This is a genomic window from Halorubrum sp. JWXQ-INN 858 (assembly GCF_009806985.1).
In the GTDB taxonomy this organism is placed as follows: Archaea; Halobacteriota; Halobacteria; order Halobacteriales; family Haloferacaceae; genus Halorubrum.
In genome coordinates, this window is sequence record NZ_WUAX01000005.1 from 168,943 (window position 1) to 183,507 (window position 14,565).

Genomic DNA, 14,565 nt, shown 5'->3' on the forward strand with positions numbered 1-14,565 from the left:
CCGGCGCAACGTGGTCCCATCTCCTCGTCCGGTCTCACTGCTCGTCCGGCCTCACTGGTCCGGCCTCACTGCTCGTTCATCGCCTCGCTGGCGATGTTTCGGCCGCGTGAGTTGAGCGACACCTCCCGGCGGACTCGCACCTGCTCGACGACGTCGAGTTCGATCAGCCGCTCGAACGTCTCCTCCGCGACGTCGACGTCGAGCCCGAGGAACGCCGGGATCTCGAACGGGGAGACGCCGGAGTACAGCGCCATCAACACCTCCCGGTCCCGGTCCGAGAGGTCGACGTTCGTCGAACTCCGCTCTTCTCCCTTCCGCAGCCACGCCTCGACGAACCGCACGCGGTCGGGTCGCCCCGCCAGGTGCGTCTCGATGCTGGTGCCGCCGTCGGTGTGTGAGACCTCGATCACCGGTTTCTTTTCGCCCGCGACCGTCCGCCGTGCGGCGTCCAACCCGCTGATGTCGTCGAGGTCGAACTCGACGAACGCCCCGCCTTCGAGCGCGGCGCTGAGCCCGTTCTCGTCGATCTTCACGCGAGCCTGCTCCCACTCGGTCTCCTGAACGACGCCGCCGGCGACCGCCGGGTGTTTCGCCAGTAGCGTCCGCTGGTCGAGCAGGGCCCGGTAGACGTCCCGCTCGAACCCGTCGTGATCCGCCGCCGCCACGAGCAACACCTGTTCGCCGAGATCGAAGCTCACGTAGTTCGAGACGCGGGTGATCGACTGGTTGGCGTCGTGTCGCCCCCCGAGTCCCTGCAGTTTCGACAGCGGCACCGTCCGCTTCCCGTCGTTATCGGCGAGGATCAGCCGCCGGTTCGAGAGGAGGACGCGTCCGGGGACCCACGAGACGTCGTTAACCGACCGGCCGTCGCGGACGGCGACCGCGAATCGCGCCTCGGTGTCGGCGATCTTGTGTTCGCCCTCGCGGTTCGCCATCTATCGACCCCCCGCGCGGAGCTTCGAGACGGACGAGAACACGCGTTTCCGGACCGCCTCGCTCTCGTCGTCCGTCATTCCTTCGAGCCGGTTCCGCGCCTCTTGACCGCCGACCTGCCCGAGGACGAACACCGCCTTCGCGCGGGCCTCGTCCGGACGGTCGGCGTCGAGCCGGCCGAGCAGCGTGTCCTCGACCGTCGGTCCACCGAGCGTCGCGAGGCTCGTCGCGGCGAACTGCGCCGTCTGGGCGTCCTCGTCAGCGAGCGCGTCGGCGAGCGCCTCGATGGCGTCCCCGGACGTCGGATCCGCGACGCGGCCGAGGATCCATGCGGCGTTCCGGCGTTGACGGTCCTGTCGTCCCTCCGTGAGGATCTCGACGAGCGGGTCGACCACGGTCGCGTCGTCGGCTGCCTTCAGCTCGGAGACGACCCGGTCCCGAACGGCGTGGCTCTGTTCCGTGGGGACGTTCGAGAGCAGTTCGATGACGGAGTACACCGCGGCGTTGCGCACGATGGCGCTCTCGTCGCCGAGCGCGCGCGCGAGCGGCTCCACGGGTTGGGGATTGTTCGCCTTCCCGAGCGCGCCGGCCGCGATCCGGCGAAGCGACTCGTCTGCGTCGTCGAGCAGGCCGATCAACGGGGCGAGCGCCCGGTCGGTGGCGATGCCGCCGAGGGCGTTCGCGGCCGCCCGCCGCACCCGGGGGTCGTCGTCGAGTCGCTCGGTGAGCGCCGGGATCGATCGCGGGTCCGCGAAGGTGCCACAGGCGTGACACGCGCGAAGCCGTACCCGCGGGTCCGGGTCGGAGAGCGCCTCAACGAGGGCGGGGAGCGCGCTCTCCTCGCCCAGCCGCCCGAGGGCGTTAGCGGCGGCCATTCGGAGCTCGGGCCGTCCCGACTCCAGCGCCCGCGCGAATCTCTTCGCGGTGACCCACTCCGCCTCCGCGTCGCCACGTTCGCCGCCCGTGAGCTCGGCGAGGAGCTGTTCGACCGCCTCCTGCCCGACCGCGTCGAGCGCGTCGATGGTGGCCCCGCGAACGCGCTCGTCATCGTCGGTCGTGGCGGTTCGGAGGAGGACGTCGATCGTCGCTTGGTCGTCTTCCGTGGCGAGTTCGCCGAGGAGTTCCACCGCACGTTTTCGGACCGCCGTGCTCTCGCTGCCCATCGCGTCCCGGATGCGTTCGACGTCCCCTCGCCGGGCGTGCTGGTACAGCGACATCAGGCCCTCCGGAACACCCGGCGTCGTTTCTCGATCGGCTCGTACCTGTCGGTGCGATCCGGGGGAACGCTCTCGGTCATCCCCACGACGAGCACGCCGTCGTCGGTCAACGACGCCTCCAGCGTGTCGAACAGCGCCCCCTTGTGGTCGACGTCGATGTAGATCAGGAGGTTCCGACACAACACCACGTCGAACGGGTCCCTCGCCCCGTCGCTGATGAGGTCGTGGGTCTCGAACTCCACGAGGCGTCGCGGTTCGGACCGCACGCGGAACGCGTCGTCGTCCCGTTCGACGTATCGGGTCGGCTCCGTCAGGAGGTCGAGCTCCGCCGCGATGTCGGTCGTCCGCGTCGTGTGGTAAACGCCCTCTCGAGCGTTTTCCAGCGCCTCCTCGCTGATGTCCGACCCGAGGACCTCGATCCGTCCCTCGTCGATCTCGGGGTCGTCACACGCGAGCATGGCGAGCGAGTAGGGTTCGCGACCGTCCGCACACGGCGCGGACCAGACGCGAACGCGGCGCTGCTCGGCCGTGAGGTCGCGGAGGACGCCGCGAAGCACCTCCCACATCTCGGGGTTTCGGAAGAATTCCGTCACGTTGATCGTGAGCGCGTCCATCAGCGCCTGTCGCTCCGTCGCGTCGTCGCGCAGCAGCCGCTCGTACTCCCGGTGCGACTCCGTCCCGCGTCGGCGCATCCGCGCGGTGACCCGGCGGTCGAGGTACGACTCGTTGTAGTAGCCGGGCTCGAACGGGACCGAGTCGTCGATCTGTCTCAGGACGCCCTCGAAGGCGGCGTCGTCGCTCATAGGCTCACCACGTCGAGGACGGCTACGACGTCGCCGTCGCCGAGGACGGCGGTGCCGCTGAGCCCCGGGGTGCCCGACAGCGGTCCGTCGAGCGGTTTCACGACCACCTCCTCCTGGTCCAACACGGCGTCGCAGTGGAGCGCGACCCGTCGCGTCTCCTCGCGGATGCGGACGAGCATCCCGGGGTCGGAAGCGGTCGCGCCACCGTCGGCGGTCGCGATCGGTTCGACCGCGTCGTCCGTGTCGTCCGTGTCGTCCGTATCGTCGTCGCCGGCGGTGTCGGCTGCGGGTCCACCGGTGCGCGTGGTCCGGTCGCCGGCGGCGGTCGCCGAGCCGCCACCGACGGTGTCGAGACGCTCGCCCAGCCGGATCACCGGATACAGATCGCCTTCGTGGCGGACGACCTCGTCGCCGTGGACCTCCGCGACGCCGTCGTCGCGGGCGATCTCCGCGATCGACTTGATCGGGATCCCGTACTCGACCCCGCCGACGTCGACGAACATCACCTTCACGATGGCGACGGTGACGGGGAGCCGGAACCGAACGGTCGTCCCCTCGCCCGGCTCGCTGTCGACGGAGACGGACCCGTCGAGCTCGCGGGCCGTCGTCCTGACGACGTCCATCCCGACGCCTCGTCCGGAGACGTCCGTGACCTCCTCCGCGGTGGAGAGACCGGGGTGGAAGACGAGGTCGTACGCCTCGCTGTCGTCCATCGCGGCGACCGCCTCGCGGCTCTCGACGCCCTCGGCGACCGCCTTCTCGCGGAGCACGTCGGGGTCGAGCCCGCCCCCGTCGTCGGACACCTCGATGACGACGTGGTCGCGATCGCGCTCGGCGGTGAGCCGCACGCGGCCGGTCGGGTCCTTGCCCGCGGCCTCGCGCTCGGCAGGGGGTTCGATGCCGTGATCGACCGCGTTCCGCAGCACGTGAACGAGCGGGTCGCGCATCTCGGTCAGGATGGTGCGGTCCAGCTCGACGTCGTCGCCCTCGATGTCGAACGTCACCCGCTTGTCGACGTCGCGGGCGACGTCCCGAACGAGTCGGGGTAGCGAGTCCGACACCTGCGAGAACGGGATGAGCCGCATGTCCATCGCGGTGTCCTGGAGGCTCGACGCGAGCTTGTCGAGCTCGTCGAGCGCGTCTGATTTGACGCCCGCGTCCTCGAGCTCCCGGCGGAGCTTGATCCGGCTCGTCACCAGCTGTTCGACCTGCCCGTACAGCTCGTCGACCTGGTCGACGCCGACCCGAATTGACTTGATCGTGTCGTCGCTCCCGCCGTTGCTGGCGCGTCCGTCGTCGTCGGCGTTCGCGTCGCTTCCGTCGCTTCCGTTGTCGACATCGGCGCCTCGGCTGTTGCCGTCACTCCCGCTGTCGTCGTCGCTTCGGTCGCTGTCGACCGAGCCGTTCGCTCCGCCATCGTCCGCCGCCGGATCGAGGTGGGTCGTCTCCACGGCGTCGACCTGCGTGAGCGTACCGACCTCCTCGGCGACGACCGCGGGATCCTCGGCGACGACGAAGACGTCGAACCCGTCGCCGTACGTGCCCGCCTCCAGCGTCTCGCGGTCGGGGTCCGTGACGTGCCCGTCGAAGCGGCTATCGAGCGCCTGCAGCACGAACGTCGCGTCGACGCCGGGCATCGCCGCCTCCCCCACCGTCACGTCGGCGTAGACGAGCCCGTCGGCGTCGAGATCGGCGACGGCCCCCGGCGGATCGGGTACCTCGACGCTCGAACCTCCGCTCCCGTCGCCCGTCCTCGTGTCGTCGGTATCGGATTCCGCGTCCTGGATCGGCGCGTCGTTCTCGTCGTCGCCTGCCGCCGCGTCGTCCGGGCTCCCGTCCTCCTCCATCGCGCGGAGTCGCTCCTCGAGGTCCGTCGGGTCGGTCACGACCGTGCCGTCGTCGGCGATCTCGGCGATCATCGCCTCGACGGCGTCGACGCCCTCGAACAGGAGGTCCATCAGCTCCGGGGTCACCTCGCGATCGCCCCGGCGGACGGCGTCGAGGAGATCCTCCAGCGCGTGGCCGAACGCGGAGACGTCCTCGTACCCCATCGCCGCGGCGTTCCCCTTCAGCGTGTGGGCGACGCGGAACACGTCGTCCATGGCCGCGTCGTCCGCGGGATCGGCCTCCAGCGCGAGCAGGGCGTTGTTGAGGTCGGTGACGCCGTCCTCCGCTTCGGCGACGAACGCGGCGCGATGGGACTCCATCACGCCACCCCCTCGAACACCGCGTCGGCGACGCCGTCGAGGTCGTGAACCTCGTCGATCGTTCCGGTCTCGACCGCGCGCCTCGGCATCCCGTAGATGACGCAGGTGTCCTCGCTCTGTGCGAGGGTTCGCGCGCCGGCGGCGTTCATGGCGCGGATTCCCTCGGAGCCGTCGGACCCCATCCCGGTCAGGATCACGCCGACGAGCGGATCGTCGACCGTTTCGGCCGCCGACCGCATCGTCACGTCGACGGACGGCGCGACCGGCAGCGAGTCGTCCGCCTCCAGCCGCACCCGCATCCGCCCCGCGCGGTAGCTCTCGATCCGGGTGTGTGTGCCGCCGCGGGCGACGAGCGCCTCGCCGGGGCCGATCCGCGCGCCGTCGTCCGCCTCCGACACGTCGTACGCGGAGACGGCGTCGAGCCGGTCGGCGAACCGGGGCGTGAACGCCTCCGGCATGTGCTGGACGATCACGACCCGGCAGTCGACCCGAGGCAGCGACGCCATGACCCGTTCGACCGCGTTCGGCCCCCCCGTCGACGCGCCGATGATCACGGTGAGCGGGTCCATAGTCGCCGCGGACGGCGGGTCGGAGGCGGCGTCCCTGTCGTCCTCGGCGTCTCTGTCGTCCCTGTCGTCCTCGGCGTCTCTGTCGTCCCTGTCGTCCTCGGCGGTTGCGGTCGCCGTGCGCCCCGATCTCGTCGTTGTCGTTCCCGATTGCGCCGTGGAATCGCCCGACTCCGTCGTCGCGTCGACCGCCCGTGTCGACGACACACGACTCCTGTTCGCGGCGTCGAGGTCGGCGTCCGCGACCGATCGGACCGCCTCGGCGAGCCGGTCGGACTCGCGGGAGACGCCGGCGGAGACCTCTCCGCCAGGCTTCGCGAAGAAGTCGACGGCCCCGCGCTCGAGCGCCTCGAACGTGACTTCGGCCCCCTCGTCCGTGTGTGCCGACAGCATCAACACGGGCGTCGGCGTCTCCGCCATCAGGCGCTCGACCGCCTCGAGACCGCCCATGCCCGGCATTTCCACGTCCATCGTCACCACGTCGGGCCGCTCGTCGGCGACGACCGACAGGGCCTCCGCGCCGTCGCCGGCCTCCCCGACCACCGTGATCCCGGCGTCGGAAAGGAGGTCGGTGATCACCCCGCGCATGAACGGCGAGTCGTCGACGACGACCGCCCGTGGAAAGCCGTCGGCGTCACCACGCCGATCCGTCGTCCTACTCATGTGCGGATCCGAACCCAGAACGAGCATAAACCCACGGACGCAGTAATCACCCTTGATAACTCGAGGGGTACGGTTATGCGTCCCATCGCCCCACCGACTGATATGGCTGCCATGGAGGCGGACGCCGAACCCACGAAGGTGCTGGAGTTCGGTCTCGGCGACGGGACGTACTGTCTGGACATCGGCGTCATCGACGAGATCGTCGACGCCGGCGAGCTCACGCGGATCCCGAACTCGCCCGCACACGTCGAGGGCGTGATGGACCTCCGCGGTCGGACCACGACGATCGTCGACCCGAAGACGCTGTTCGGCATCGATGAAGGCGGCTCCCGTGACCGGATCGTCGTCCTCGACGCCGACTGCCTCGACGAGAGCGGAACCATCGGGTGGATGGTCGACGAGGTGTTCCAGGTGCGGGACGTCGCCCCGGAGGACGTCGACGAGGGAACCACCGCCGACGACGACGGCGTCAACGGGATCGTCAAGTCCGACGACCGCTTCGTCGTCTGGATCGCGCCGGACGTCACCGGATCGTAACGGGAGCTCGACCCGACGACTCGAACGTTCGGCTCGACGACACCGAACCGCAACCGGGCGCTCACGTCAGTTCTCACCCCTGAAAACCGGGGGACAACACTTATGCGAGGATCGGGACGGCATCACGTATGCGTGTCTCCAGCGGCGTCCCCGGGTTCGACGAACTCGTCGACGGGGGGCTCCCCACGGACCGACTGTACGTAGTGAGCGGGCCGCCCGGAAGCGGTAAGACGACCTTCTGCTCGCAGTTCGCCGCCCAAGGGGCCCGTAACGGGGACGACGTGCTGTACATCAGCATGCACGAGACGAAGGCCGGGATCCGCGAGGACATGGCGGGCTACGAGTTCGGGTTCGACCGGGCGCTCGACACCGACCGGGTGACGTTCCTCGACTCGTTTTCCGCCGAGGGGCGGCGCTTCTTCGGGCTTCCGGGCGAGCGTCGGGACCGATCCGGCGTCACGAACCGGCTGACGGGCTTTATCAACTCCCGCGACATCGACCGGGTCGTCTTCGATTCGACGATGCTGTTGCGGTTCCTGCTGGACGACGACGAGGACACGATGATCCAGCTGTTGTCGTCGCTGAAGCGGTGTTCGGCGACGACGCTGCTCATCTCCGAGATGACCGACCCGAGCGCGTACGCCGAGGAGCACTACCTCGCACACGGCGTCGTCTTCATGCACAACTACCTCGAGGACGAGGGGATGCGCCGCGGCGTCCAGGTGTTGAAGATGCGCGGGACGGACATCGACACCGACATCAAGGACCTCGAGTTCACCGACGAGGGGCTCGCGGTCGGCTCGGCCGCGACGGTGGTCCGTTGATGTACGAACGCACCTTCGGCACGGACTGGGAGACGCTGAGCCGAGCGGAGGCGATCGACCGGGCGTTCGCGCTCGGCGTCGCGGCGGCCTGCGACCGCGGCGACGCGGCGGAGCTCGAGCGCCTGACGACCACGGCCGACGGCGCGTACGGCCGGAGCCTCGTCCGCCTCGCGTACGACGAGGGGCGGACGCGGGCGCTCGAGGCCTCGGCGGAGGGACCCGCGGCGGTCTGGCGGGCGCTGGTCGACGATGCCGGCACGCCGCGGAACACGCCGTTTCCGGCCGCGCTGCCCGGAGCCCTCGGCGAACTGACCATGACTCGGCGACGGGGAGACGGCCCGCCCTCGTCGCTGGAGCTGCCCCCGTTCCTCCGAAAGTGATCCCTCGGAAGGGTTTTACGGGGCTCGCCCCCACGGGTCACACATGACGGTGCTTCCCGACGTGGTCCGTGACGCGGACAGCGTCCTCGTCAGCGGGCCGCCGATGAGCGGGAAGTACGACCTGTTCATCCGTCTGCTCGCCGGCTGGTCGGACGCGCCGGTCGTCGTCTCGACCGGCCGCACCGCGGAGAAGGTTCGCGGGGATTACGAACGGATCACCGGCGGGAACGCCGGCGACCTCGTCGTCATCGACTGTGTCACCCACGAGCAAGGCGAGAAGGTCCCGGACACGCCGACGACGAAGTACGTCGCCAGCGCCGGCAACCTCACCGACATCGGCGTCAAGTTCACCGACGTCGTCGAGTCGTCGGCGGGGATCCCGCGGGCGGTCGGTCTCTACTCGCTCTCCCAGCTGTTGATGTACTGGGACCCCGAGCGGGTGTACCAGTTCACCCGCGTGATGGCCTCACAGGCGTCCGGCGAGGGGTGGCCGTTCGTCGGCGTCGTCGGGTCGACGGCCCACGACGAGCAGGTGATCCACACCCTCCACGAGCCGTTCGAGCTCGTCGTCGAGACGCGTGTCGTCGACGACGAACGCCAGTTCCGCGCTCGCCACCGGGTGGGGCCGCCGACCGAGTGGACGGGCTTTTAAAAGCCGCTACGGGCCGTCCTCACTCCCGGCCGGACCGACGTGCGTCCGTCCCATCTGCCGTGTCTTCGTCGATCGACGTCCTGACGAACCGTTTCGCCGCCTCGCTGAGCCCGCCCGTCGACGCGTCTGTGGGGGCCGCCGCGTCGCCGCTCGCGTCGTCCGCGCCGCCCGCGGTGTCCCCGTTATCCGCGTTTCCGCCGCCGGTTCCGTCGCCCGCCCGTCCGTCCCCGTTGCCGCTACTCCCGTTTCCGTCACCGTCGCCGTCGTGTTCTCCGCCGGCGTCGGCGGTTTCGCCGTCCCCCCGATCCGGGGCGTCCACGGACGGGACGAACGCGGCTTCGACCTCCCGAACGGTCTCCCACAGCGCGTCCTCGTCGAGCCGGTCCGCGTACGCCTCCCGGATGAGCGCGGGGATCGCGTACGTGTAGCGTCCGCGGCCGGCGTGGCGGATCAGTCCCGCCTTCCGGATCGGCCGGTTCCGCCCGTAGGCGTGTTCGCTGTCGCCGTCGCCGCCGGCGTCGATGTGCGCGGCGACCGGGTCGCTCTCGCCCTCCCGGCGGTAGTGGCGGAGCATCTCGCGGGCGAGCGGCGGGAGCGACGCGACCCGCCCTCTGAGCTCGTCGATGACCGCCTCGCGGGTGCCGAGGTCGACCGCCTCGTCGAACCGGAGCGCGCCCTCGGCGACGTCCACACGCGTCACCGGGTCGACGTCGCCAGCGTCGGTCGCCGTACCGCCCGCGTCGACGACGTCGGTCCCCGACTCGCTCTCGCCCGTCTCCCCGTTCTCGGGCTCGGGCGCGCCGTTCCCGTCGTGGCGTTCCCTGTCGTCACGTCCCTCGTCGTCACGTCCCTCGTCGTCGCGCCCTCGGCCCCGATCGTCGTAGTCGTCGAGCCCGGACTGGTCGCGGTCGTTCGGGTCGTTCAGGTTCCGCCCCTGGCCGCCCCGATACGGGGCTTCGGCCCGCCCGAGGAGCGCCTGCGAGAACTGGTCGGCCATCCGTTTCAGGTCGCGTGCGTCCTCCAACTCCCGTTCGAGCTGGTTGATGTGCGACCGCTTCTCGTCGAGCTCCTGACGGAGGTCGGCCAGCTCGGACTCGCGCTGCGCGCGGTCGTCGGAGATCGACTGGAGCTCGTTGACGAGGTCGCCGGAGACGGACTTGAGCTCGGGTCGTTCGAAGTCGTCGAGCCCGGGCGTCGCGCCCGCGTCGAACGTCCGCTTGCGGTGGAACTGGATCCGCCGGATCGACTCGTCCCAGTCGGTCAGCAGGAACGCCTCGCCGTCGCCGAGCTCCTCGACGGCGTCGGCGTACTTCGAGCCGAGGATCCGGCCGACGACCTTCGTGTCGTTGTCCCAGGTGAGTCGGTGCCAGCAGAGCCAGTCACACTGCGTGATGAAGTCCTTCTTGACGTCGGCCGGCCGCTGGCTGATGCCGACGATACCGAGCCCGTGTTTCCGGCCGCGCTTGCCGACCTTGATCAGCATCCGCCCCGTCTCGTTCATCCCGCCGCCCTCCGGGATGTACTCGTGACACTCCTCGACGACCAGCAGGAACGGCTTCTTCAGCTTCTTCTCCTTGGCGAACAGCTGTCTGACCACCTTCAACAGGAGCTCGTCGGCCGTCGACTCCTCGAGGTACCCGGAGACGTCGAGGATGATCGGGACGTTCTGTTCGAGCGCGAGCGACGCGATCTTCTCGGCGTGTTCGGGCGAGACGACGATGTCACACTCCTCGTCCGCGCCCGCGTGGAGGATCTCGTACTCCTCCTTGAGACCGTAGTACTCTCCGTCGGTGTCGACGATCATCACCGGGAACCCGCTGTCGAGTAGGTTCTCGATGACGACGGACGCGGTGTTCGACTTTCCCGATCCGCTCTTGCCGGTGATAAACGATCGGCCGGTGAGCACGTCGACGACGGGCAGCTCGACCGGGCTCCCCGCCGCGGCCGTCGCGTCCCCCCCGATCCCGTCGCTCACGTCGGCGACGTGGATCGTCTCCTCGTCGGTCATGGTGTATACAGGCGAGGCCCGCGTCAAAGACCTTCGCCTCGCGAGGCCCGCACCGGTCGGGTTCCGACCGCCGTCCTTCAACGGGCCTTCGCTTCGCCGAGCCTTCGCTTCGCCGATCGATCCCTTCGCCGATCGATCCCTTCGCCGACCAATCGACGCCCTCGCTCAGGACCAGTCGCCGAGCGACGCCTGCCCCTGCTCCTGCCCTTCGTCCACCCGTCCCTCGTCCTCCTCGCCCTTGCCCTCGCCGTCGCCGCGGTTGCGGTCGCGGCTCGCCCCGCGCCCCCCGGTCCCGTTCGCCCCGCGCCGCTCGGTCCCGTTCGCCCCGCGCCCCCCGGTCCCGCTCGCCCCGTCTCCTTCGTCGCCGACCCAATCCGTGAGCTTCTCGCCGTCCTGCCGACCGTTCGCGTCGGCTGCGGCGGGACGGTCGTCACGCCCGTGTCGGCCCGTCCGGGCGGTGGCCGCGGCGGTCCCGTCGTCCGCGCCGGCAGGGTCCGCCTCCTCGAACCCGCCGAGGGTCGCTTGGTCGCCCGCCGCGAAGTCGAGCTTCGAGACGCGGACGCCGAGCTTGCGGGCGCGGTCGCCGTCGAACTCCTCGAGGAGGTCGAGCGCGACCGTCTCGACCAGGTCGGGATCGTCGACGGGACCGGGGAGGCTCCGCGCGCGGGTGTTGACGTCGTAGGGTGGCTCGACCACCTTGATACCGATCGTCCGGTACAGACAGCCGCGCTCGCGGGCGCGACGGGCGACGTCGGCGGCGAGCGCGCGCACCGCCGACCGCTTCTCGTCGCCGTCGGCGGTCGCGGGCAGCGACGACTCCCGGGAGAGGCTCTTCGGGAGCCCCCGTGGCGTCACCTCGCGGTCGTCCTCGCCGCGGGCGCGGGCGCACAGGTCGACCCCGCGGTCACCGAACTCGGCCGCCAGGGCGTCGGGGTCCGCCGCCGCGAGGTCCCCCGCGGTTTCGATCCCCATGCCCGAGAGCGTCGCCTCCGTCACGGGGCCGACGCCGTGGAGCTCCGCGGTCGGGAGCGGCGCGAGGAACCCCGGGACGGTCCCCGGCGGCACGACGACGAGACCGTCGGGCTTGTCGAAGTCGCTCGCGACCTTCGCGGTCGACATGTTCGGCGCGACGCCGACGCTCGCGGGGACGCCGGCCTCCCGCTCGATGCGCTCCTTGACGTGTCTGGCGTACCCCTCCGCGAGCGTGCGGACGTCGGCCGCCCCCGCCGCCGCGCTCGGTGCGGGGGCGTCCGCGTCGCCCGCGACCGCCCACGACGTCCGGTCGGTCGCGTCCAGGTACGCCTCGTCGACGCTCACCTCGCGGACGACGTCCCCGCAGTCGTGGAGCACGTCCTTCACCGTCGCGGCCACCTCCTTGTAGTATTCCAGCGTTACCGGGCGGTAATGTCCCGATTCCGTGGGGTCCGGCGCGTCCGGATCGTCGGGGTCCGCGTCGGCGCGCCGCGGCATCGCGGCCAGCGCCTCGGAGATCGGCATCGCGCTCTCGACGCCGAACGCGCGCGCCTCGTAGCTCGCGGTGGCGACAGCGCCGACCGTCTCGCCGGGCTCGTAGCCCATCCCGACGACGACCGGCTCCCCGCGGAGCGCGGGCTCGCGCAGCCGCTCGCAGGACGCGTAAAAGCAGTCCATGTCGACGTGGAGGACGACGCGATCGGGGGCGTCGTCGTCCGCGCCGGAGCCGGGGAGCGTCCCGCCGTCCATCGTCGAAGGCTCGGGGCCGAGACCCCTTAAGAAGCGCCCACGCTCGGCGGAAGTGATGCCGTCGACCGTTGTCCGCGAGACGTGGCTCCGTCGCCGACCTGTGCTTATAAATCCGCGCCCGTTGCCGACTGACGCTTATAAGTCACCCACCGCCCAAACCCGGGTGTGCCCCGCGACCGCGTGCGCTGTGTCGACTGCCGGGAGCCGGTCCCGACGGACGCCCGGATCTGCCCGCACTGTCGGGCCGTCCAGCCGTCGCCCCTGCTCGACGTCGGGCTCGTCGTCGGGGGCGTGTTCTGCGTCCTCTTCGGCGTGATCCTCGCCGTGATGACGGTCGGGGCGAGCCGCCTCGTCGGCTTCACGCTCCTCATGCTCGGCTTCGGGCTGTCGGTCGGCGGCTACACCCGATACCTCGACCGCCAGTCGAGCCGTGCGGCGCGGTGACGTGACCGCGTTGACCGGACTTCCGGCGCGTGGCTGCCACAACGTTAAGCGTCCGGACGACGGACGGGTACACCGTGTCAGACGAGCCATCGGACGACCCCGTCGACGACGCTCCCGGCGAGGGGTCGTCCACGCCCGACGACGATCCCTCGGCCGACCCCTCGCCCGGTGACTCCTCGGCCGACGACTCGCTCGATCCTTCGCCCGGCGACGACGGCGATGACTCGCCCGACCCTTCGCCCGGTGACTCTTCGGCCGACGACTCGCCCGACCCTTCGCCCGGTGACGAGGGCGACGACGGCGACGGTGGTCGCGTCGACCGCCCGGAGACGGAAAGCGAGGACCTCCCGACGTTCCCCGTCGGCGGGGCTGACGTTCCGGACGTTCCGGACGTCCCGCCGGGTCCGAACACGGGCGCGTTCACGGACCCGACCGCGGTCGACGACCTCCCGACGGTGGCCTGCTCGCGGTGTGGCCGCGAGTGGGACCTCGCCTACGAGCTCGACGAGCTGTCCGCCGGCAACCGGGCGGTCGAGCAGTTCGCCCTGGACCACCATCGACACACCGGCCACTACCCCGACGGAGTGACCCCGTGGATCGCGGACTGCCTGATCTGTCCGGACGGCGAACGGTTCCTCGCGGAGCGTCCGGCCCGCCGGTTCGCGCGGACCCACGCCCGGCACACGGGCCACGCCGTCTCCCTGTCGAAGCCGGACGCGGACGTCGGCGAGACGGTCGGCGAGACGAACCCCGGCGCTTCCGACGGCGACGTGGGGAGGCGCTGACCGACGGCGACGTCAGTGACCCGTCGGCATCCCGTCGGCCGCGTCCCGTTTCGATCGCGTCCGCCGACGGTGTGACTTTTTAAGGTACCGGCCGGTACACGTACCCGATATGGTTACCCTACTCGACGTCGGGATCGTGGTCGCGGGGCTCCTGCTCGCGTTCGTCGGCGCGGCCGCGTCCGTCTACGCCGTCACGCTGACCGGCTTCCTCGTCGGCGCGGGGGCCGGCTACCTCGCCGCGCCGAACGTGGTCGGGCTCGTCGCGGTCGACCCGCTCGCAGTCACCGGCGGGGCCGTCCTCCTCGGCGGCGGGATCGGCGGATTCCTCGCCTACGCCGGGCTCTCCGTCGCGGTTCTCGGGATCGGCGGCATCGTCGGCGGGTTCGTCGGCCGGTTCGCCGTCGGGCCGATCTACGCGGCCGACGCCGGCGGGATCGAGGGGACCCTCCTGCTCGTCGGGGCGACGCTCGCCGGCGTCGCCGTCGGCGCGCTGTTCGGGTTCGTGCTCAGCCGGACGACGCTCGTCGTCTCGACCGCCTTCATCGGCAGCGCGCTCGCCTCGCGGTCGCTCACCGCGGACGCGTTCACGGCCGCCGCCGAGGGGATGACCGTCGACCCGATCCTCTTCGACGTGACCGCGCCCGCGTTCCTCGCGGTGTTCGTTCTCGGCGCCCTCTCGCAGCTCGGGCTGTTCAAGTTCGGCTACGTGACGCGGCTCGTCGGCGTCCTTCCGGGGGCGAGACGCTGGACCGCGAGCGACGACCGGACGGACGCGAACTGAGTTCCCCTTCCCGTCTTGTTCCTTCCTCCTTTCCCTTCCGTTC

General features: G+C 70.7%; 14 protein-coding genes. 7 read left to right on the plus strand and 7 right to left on the minus strand.

From position 1 onward, the window contains the following. Positions 1-65: 65 nt before the first annotated feature. The 5 genes from GRS48_RS02125 to cheB are packed head-to-tail and all read right to left on the minus strand — an operon-like array spanning position 66 to position 6,389. Positions 66-935 carry a CheF family chemotaxis protein gene (locus GRS48_RS02125; RefSeq protein WP_159483278.1) on the minus strand — a complete coding sequence of 290 codons (870 nt, stop codon included), beginning with the start codon at positions 933-935 and terminating at the stop codon, positions 66-68. Continuing rightward, positions 936-2,150: a HEAT repeat domain-containing protein gene (locus GRS48_RS02130; protein ID WP_159483279.1), complete on the minus strand. Its 1,215-nt coding sequence runs from the start codon at positions 2,148-2,150 to the stop codon at positions 936-938. It lies immediately after the preceding gene. Next, positions 2,150-2,953, minus strand: a complete 804-nt coding sequence (locus tag GRS48_RS02135; RefSeq protein ID WP_159483280.1) for a protein-glutamate O-methyltransferase CheR — start codon at positions 2,951-2,953, stop codon at positions 2,150-2,152. The genes GRS48_RS02130 and GRS48_RS02135 overlap by 1 nt, the downstream gene beginning before the upstream one ends. Next, entirely contained in the window at positions 2,950-5,160 is a 2,211-nt protein-coding gene (locus GRS48_RS02140) for a chemotaxis protein CheA (RefSeq protein WP_159483281.1), read from the minus strand. Before GRS48_RS02140 ends, GRS48_RS02135 begins: the two co-directional genes overlap by 4 nt. Next, the gene (cheB, locus tag GRS48_RS02145; protein ID WP_159483282.1) at positions 5,160-6,389 is read right to left on the minus strand and encodes a chemotaxis-specific protein-glutamate methyltransferase CheB; all 1,230 of its coding nucleotides are present in this window, start codon (positions 6,387-6,389) and stop codon (positions 5,160-5,162) included. The genes GRS48_RS02140 and cheB overlap by 1 nt, the downstream gene beginning before the upstream one ends. A 102-nt stretch (positions 6,390-6,491) precedes the next feature. On the opposite strand from cheB, the gene GRS48_RS02150 reads away from it, so the two are divergent. The 4 genes from GRS48_RS02150 (at position 6,492) to GRS48_RS02165 (ending at position 8,782) form a co-directional block, all read left to right on the plus strand. Continuing rightward, positions 6,492-6,926 carry a chemotaxis protein CheW gene (locus tag GRS48_RS02150; RefSeq protein ID WP_159483283.1) on the plus strand — a complete coding sequence of 145 codons (435 nt, stop codon included), beginning with the start codon at positions 6,492-6,494 and terminating at the stop codon, positions 6,924-6,926. A gap of 128 nt (positions 6,927-7,054) precedes the next feature. Next, entirely contained in the window at positions 7,055-7,750 is a 696-nt protein-coding gene (locus GRS48_RS02155) for an ATPase domain-containing protein (RefSeq protein ID WP_159483284.1), read from the plus strand. Further along, positions 7,750-8,130 carry a hypothetical protein gene (locus GRS48_RS02160; RefSeq protein WP_159483285.1) on the plus strand — a complete coding sequence of 127 codons (381 nt, stop codon included), beginning with the start codon at positions 7,750-7,752 and terminating at the stop codon, positions 8,128-8,130. Before GRS48_RS02155 ends, GRS48_RS02160 begins: the two co-directional genes overlap by 1 nt. A 43-nt stretch (positions 8,131-8,173) precedes the next feature. Beyond that, positions 8,174-8,782, plus strand: coding sequence for a hypothetical protein (locus tag GRS48_RS02165; protein ID WP_159483286.1), 609 nt, complete (start codon positions 8,174-8,176; stop codon positions 8,780-8,782). A 19-nt stretch (positions 8,783-8,801) separates the two neighbouring features. On the opposite strand, the gene GRS48_RS02170 is transcribed toward GRS48_RS02165, so the two are convergent. Continuing rightward, the gene (locus GRS48_RS02170) at positions 8,802-10,790 is read right to left on the minus strand and encodes an ATP-binding protein (protein ID WP_159483287.1); all 1,989 of its coding nucleotides are present in this window, start codon (positions 10,788-10,790) and stop codon (positions 8,802-8,804) included. Positions 10,791-10,955: 165 nt separating this feature from the next. Further along, the gene (locus GRS48_RS02175; RefSeq protein ID WP_159483288.1) at positions 10,956-12,512 is read right to left on the minus strand and encodes a DNA polymerase IV; all 1,557 of its coding nucleotides are present in this window, start codon (positions 12,510-12,512) and stop codon (positions 10,956-10,958) included. A gap of 165 nt (positions 12,513-12,677) precedes the next feature. On the opposite strand from GRS48_RS02175, the gene GRS48_RS02180 reads away from it, so the two are divergent. The 3 genes from GRS48_RS02180 (at position 12,678) to GRS48_RS02190 (ending at position 14,522) form a co-directional block, all read left to right on the plus strand. Then, positions 12,678-12,956 (plus strand): zinc ribbon domain-containing protein, encoded by a 279-nt coding sequence (locus tag GRS48_RS02180; protein WP_321168245.1) that lies wholly within the window; start codon positions 12,678-12,680, stop codon positions 12,954-12,956. A gap of 455 nt (positions 12,957-13,411) precedes the next feature. Further along, positions 13,412-13,741, plus strand: a complete 330-nt coding sequence (locus tag GRS48_RS02185) for a hypothetical protein (RefSeq protein WP_321168271.1) — start codon at positions 13,412-13,414, stop codon at positions 13,739-13,741. 109 nt (positions 13,742-13,850) lie between these two features. Further along, on the plus strand, positions 13,851-14,522 hold the full coding sequence (locus GRS48_RS02190) for a phosphate ABC transporter permease (protein ID WP_159483289.1): 672 nt from the start codon (positions 13,851-13,853) through the stop codon (positions 14,520-14,522). Positions 14,523-14,565: the final 43 nt, after the last annotated feature.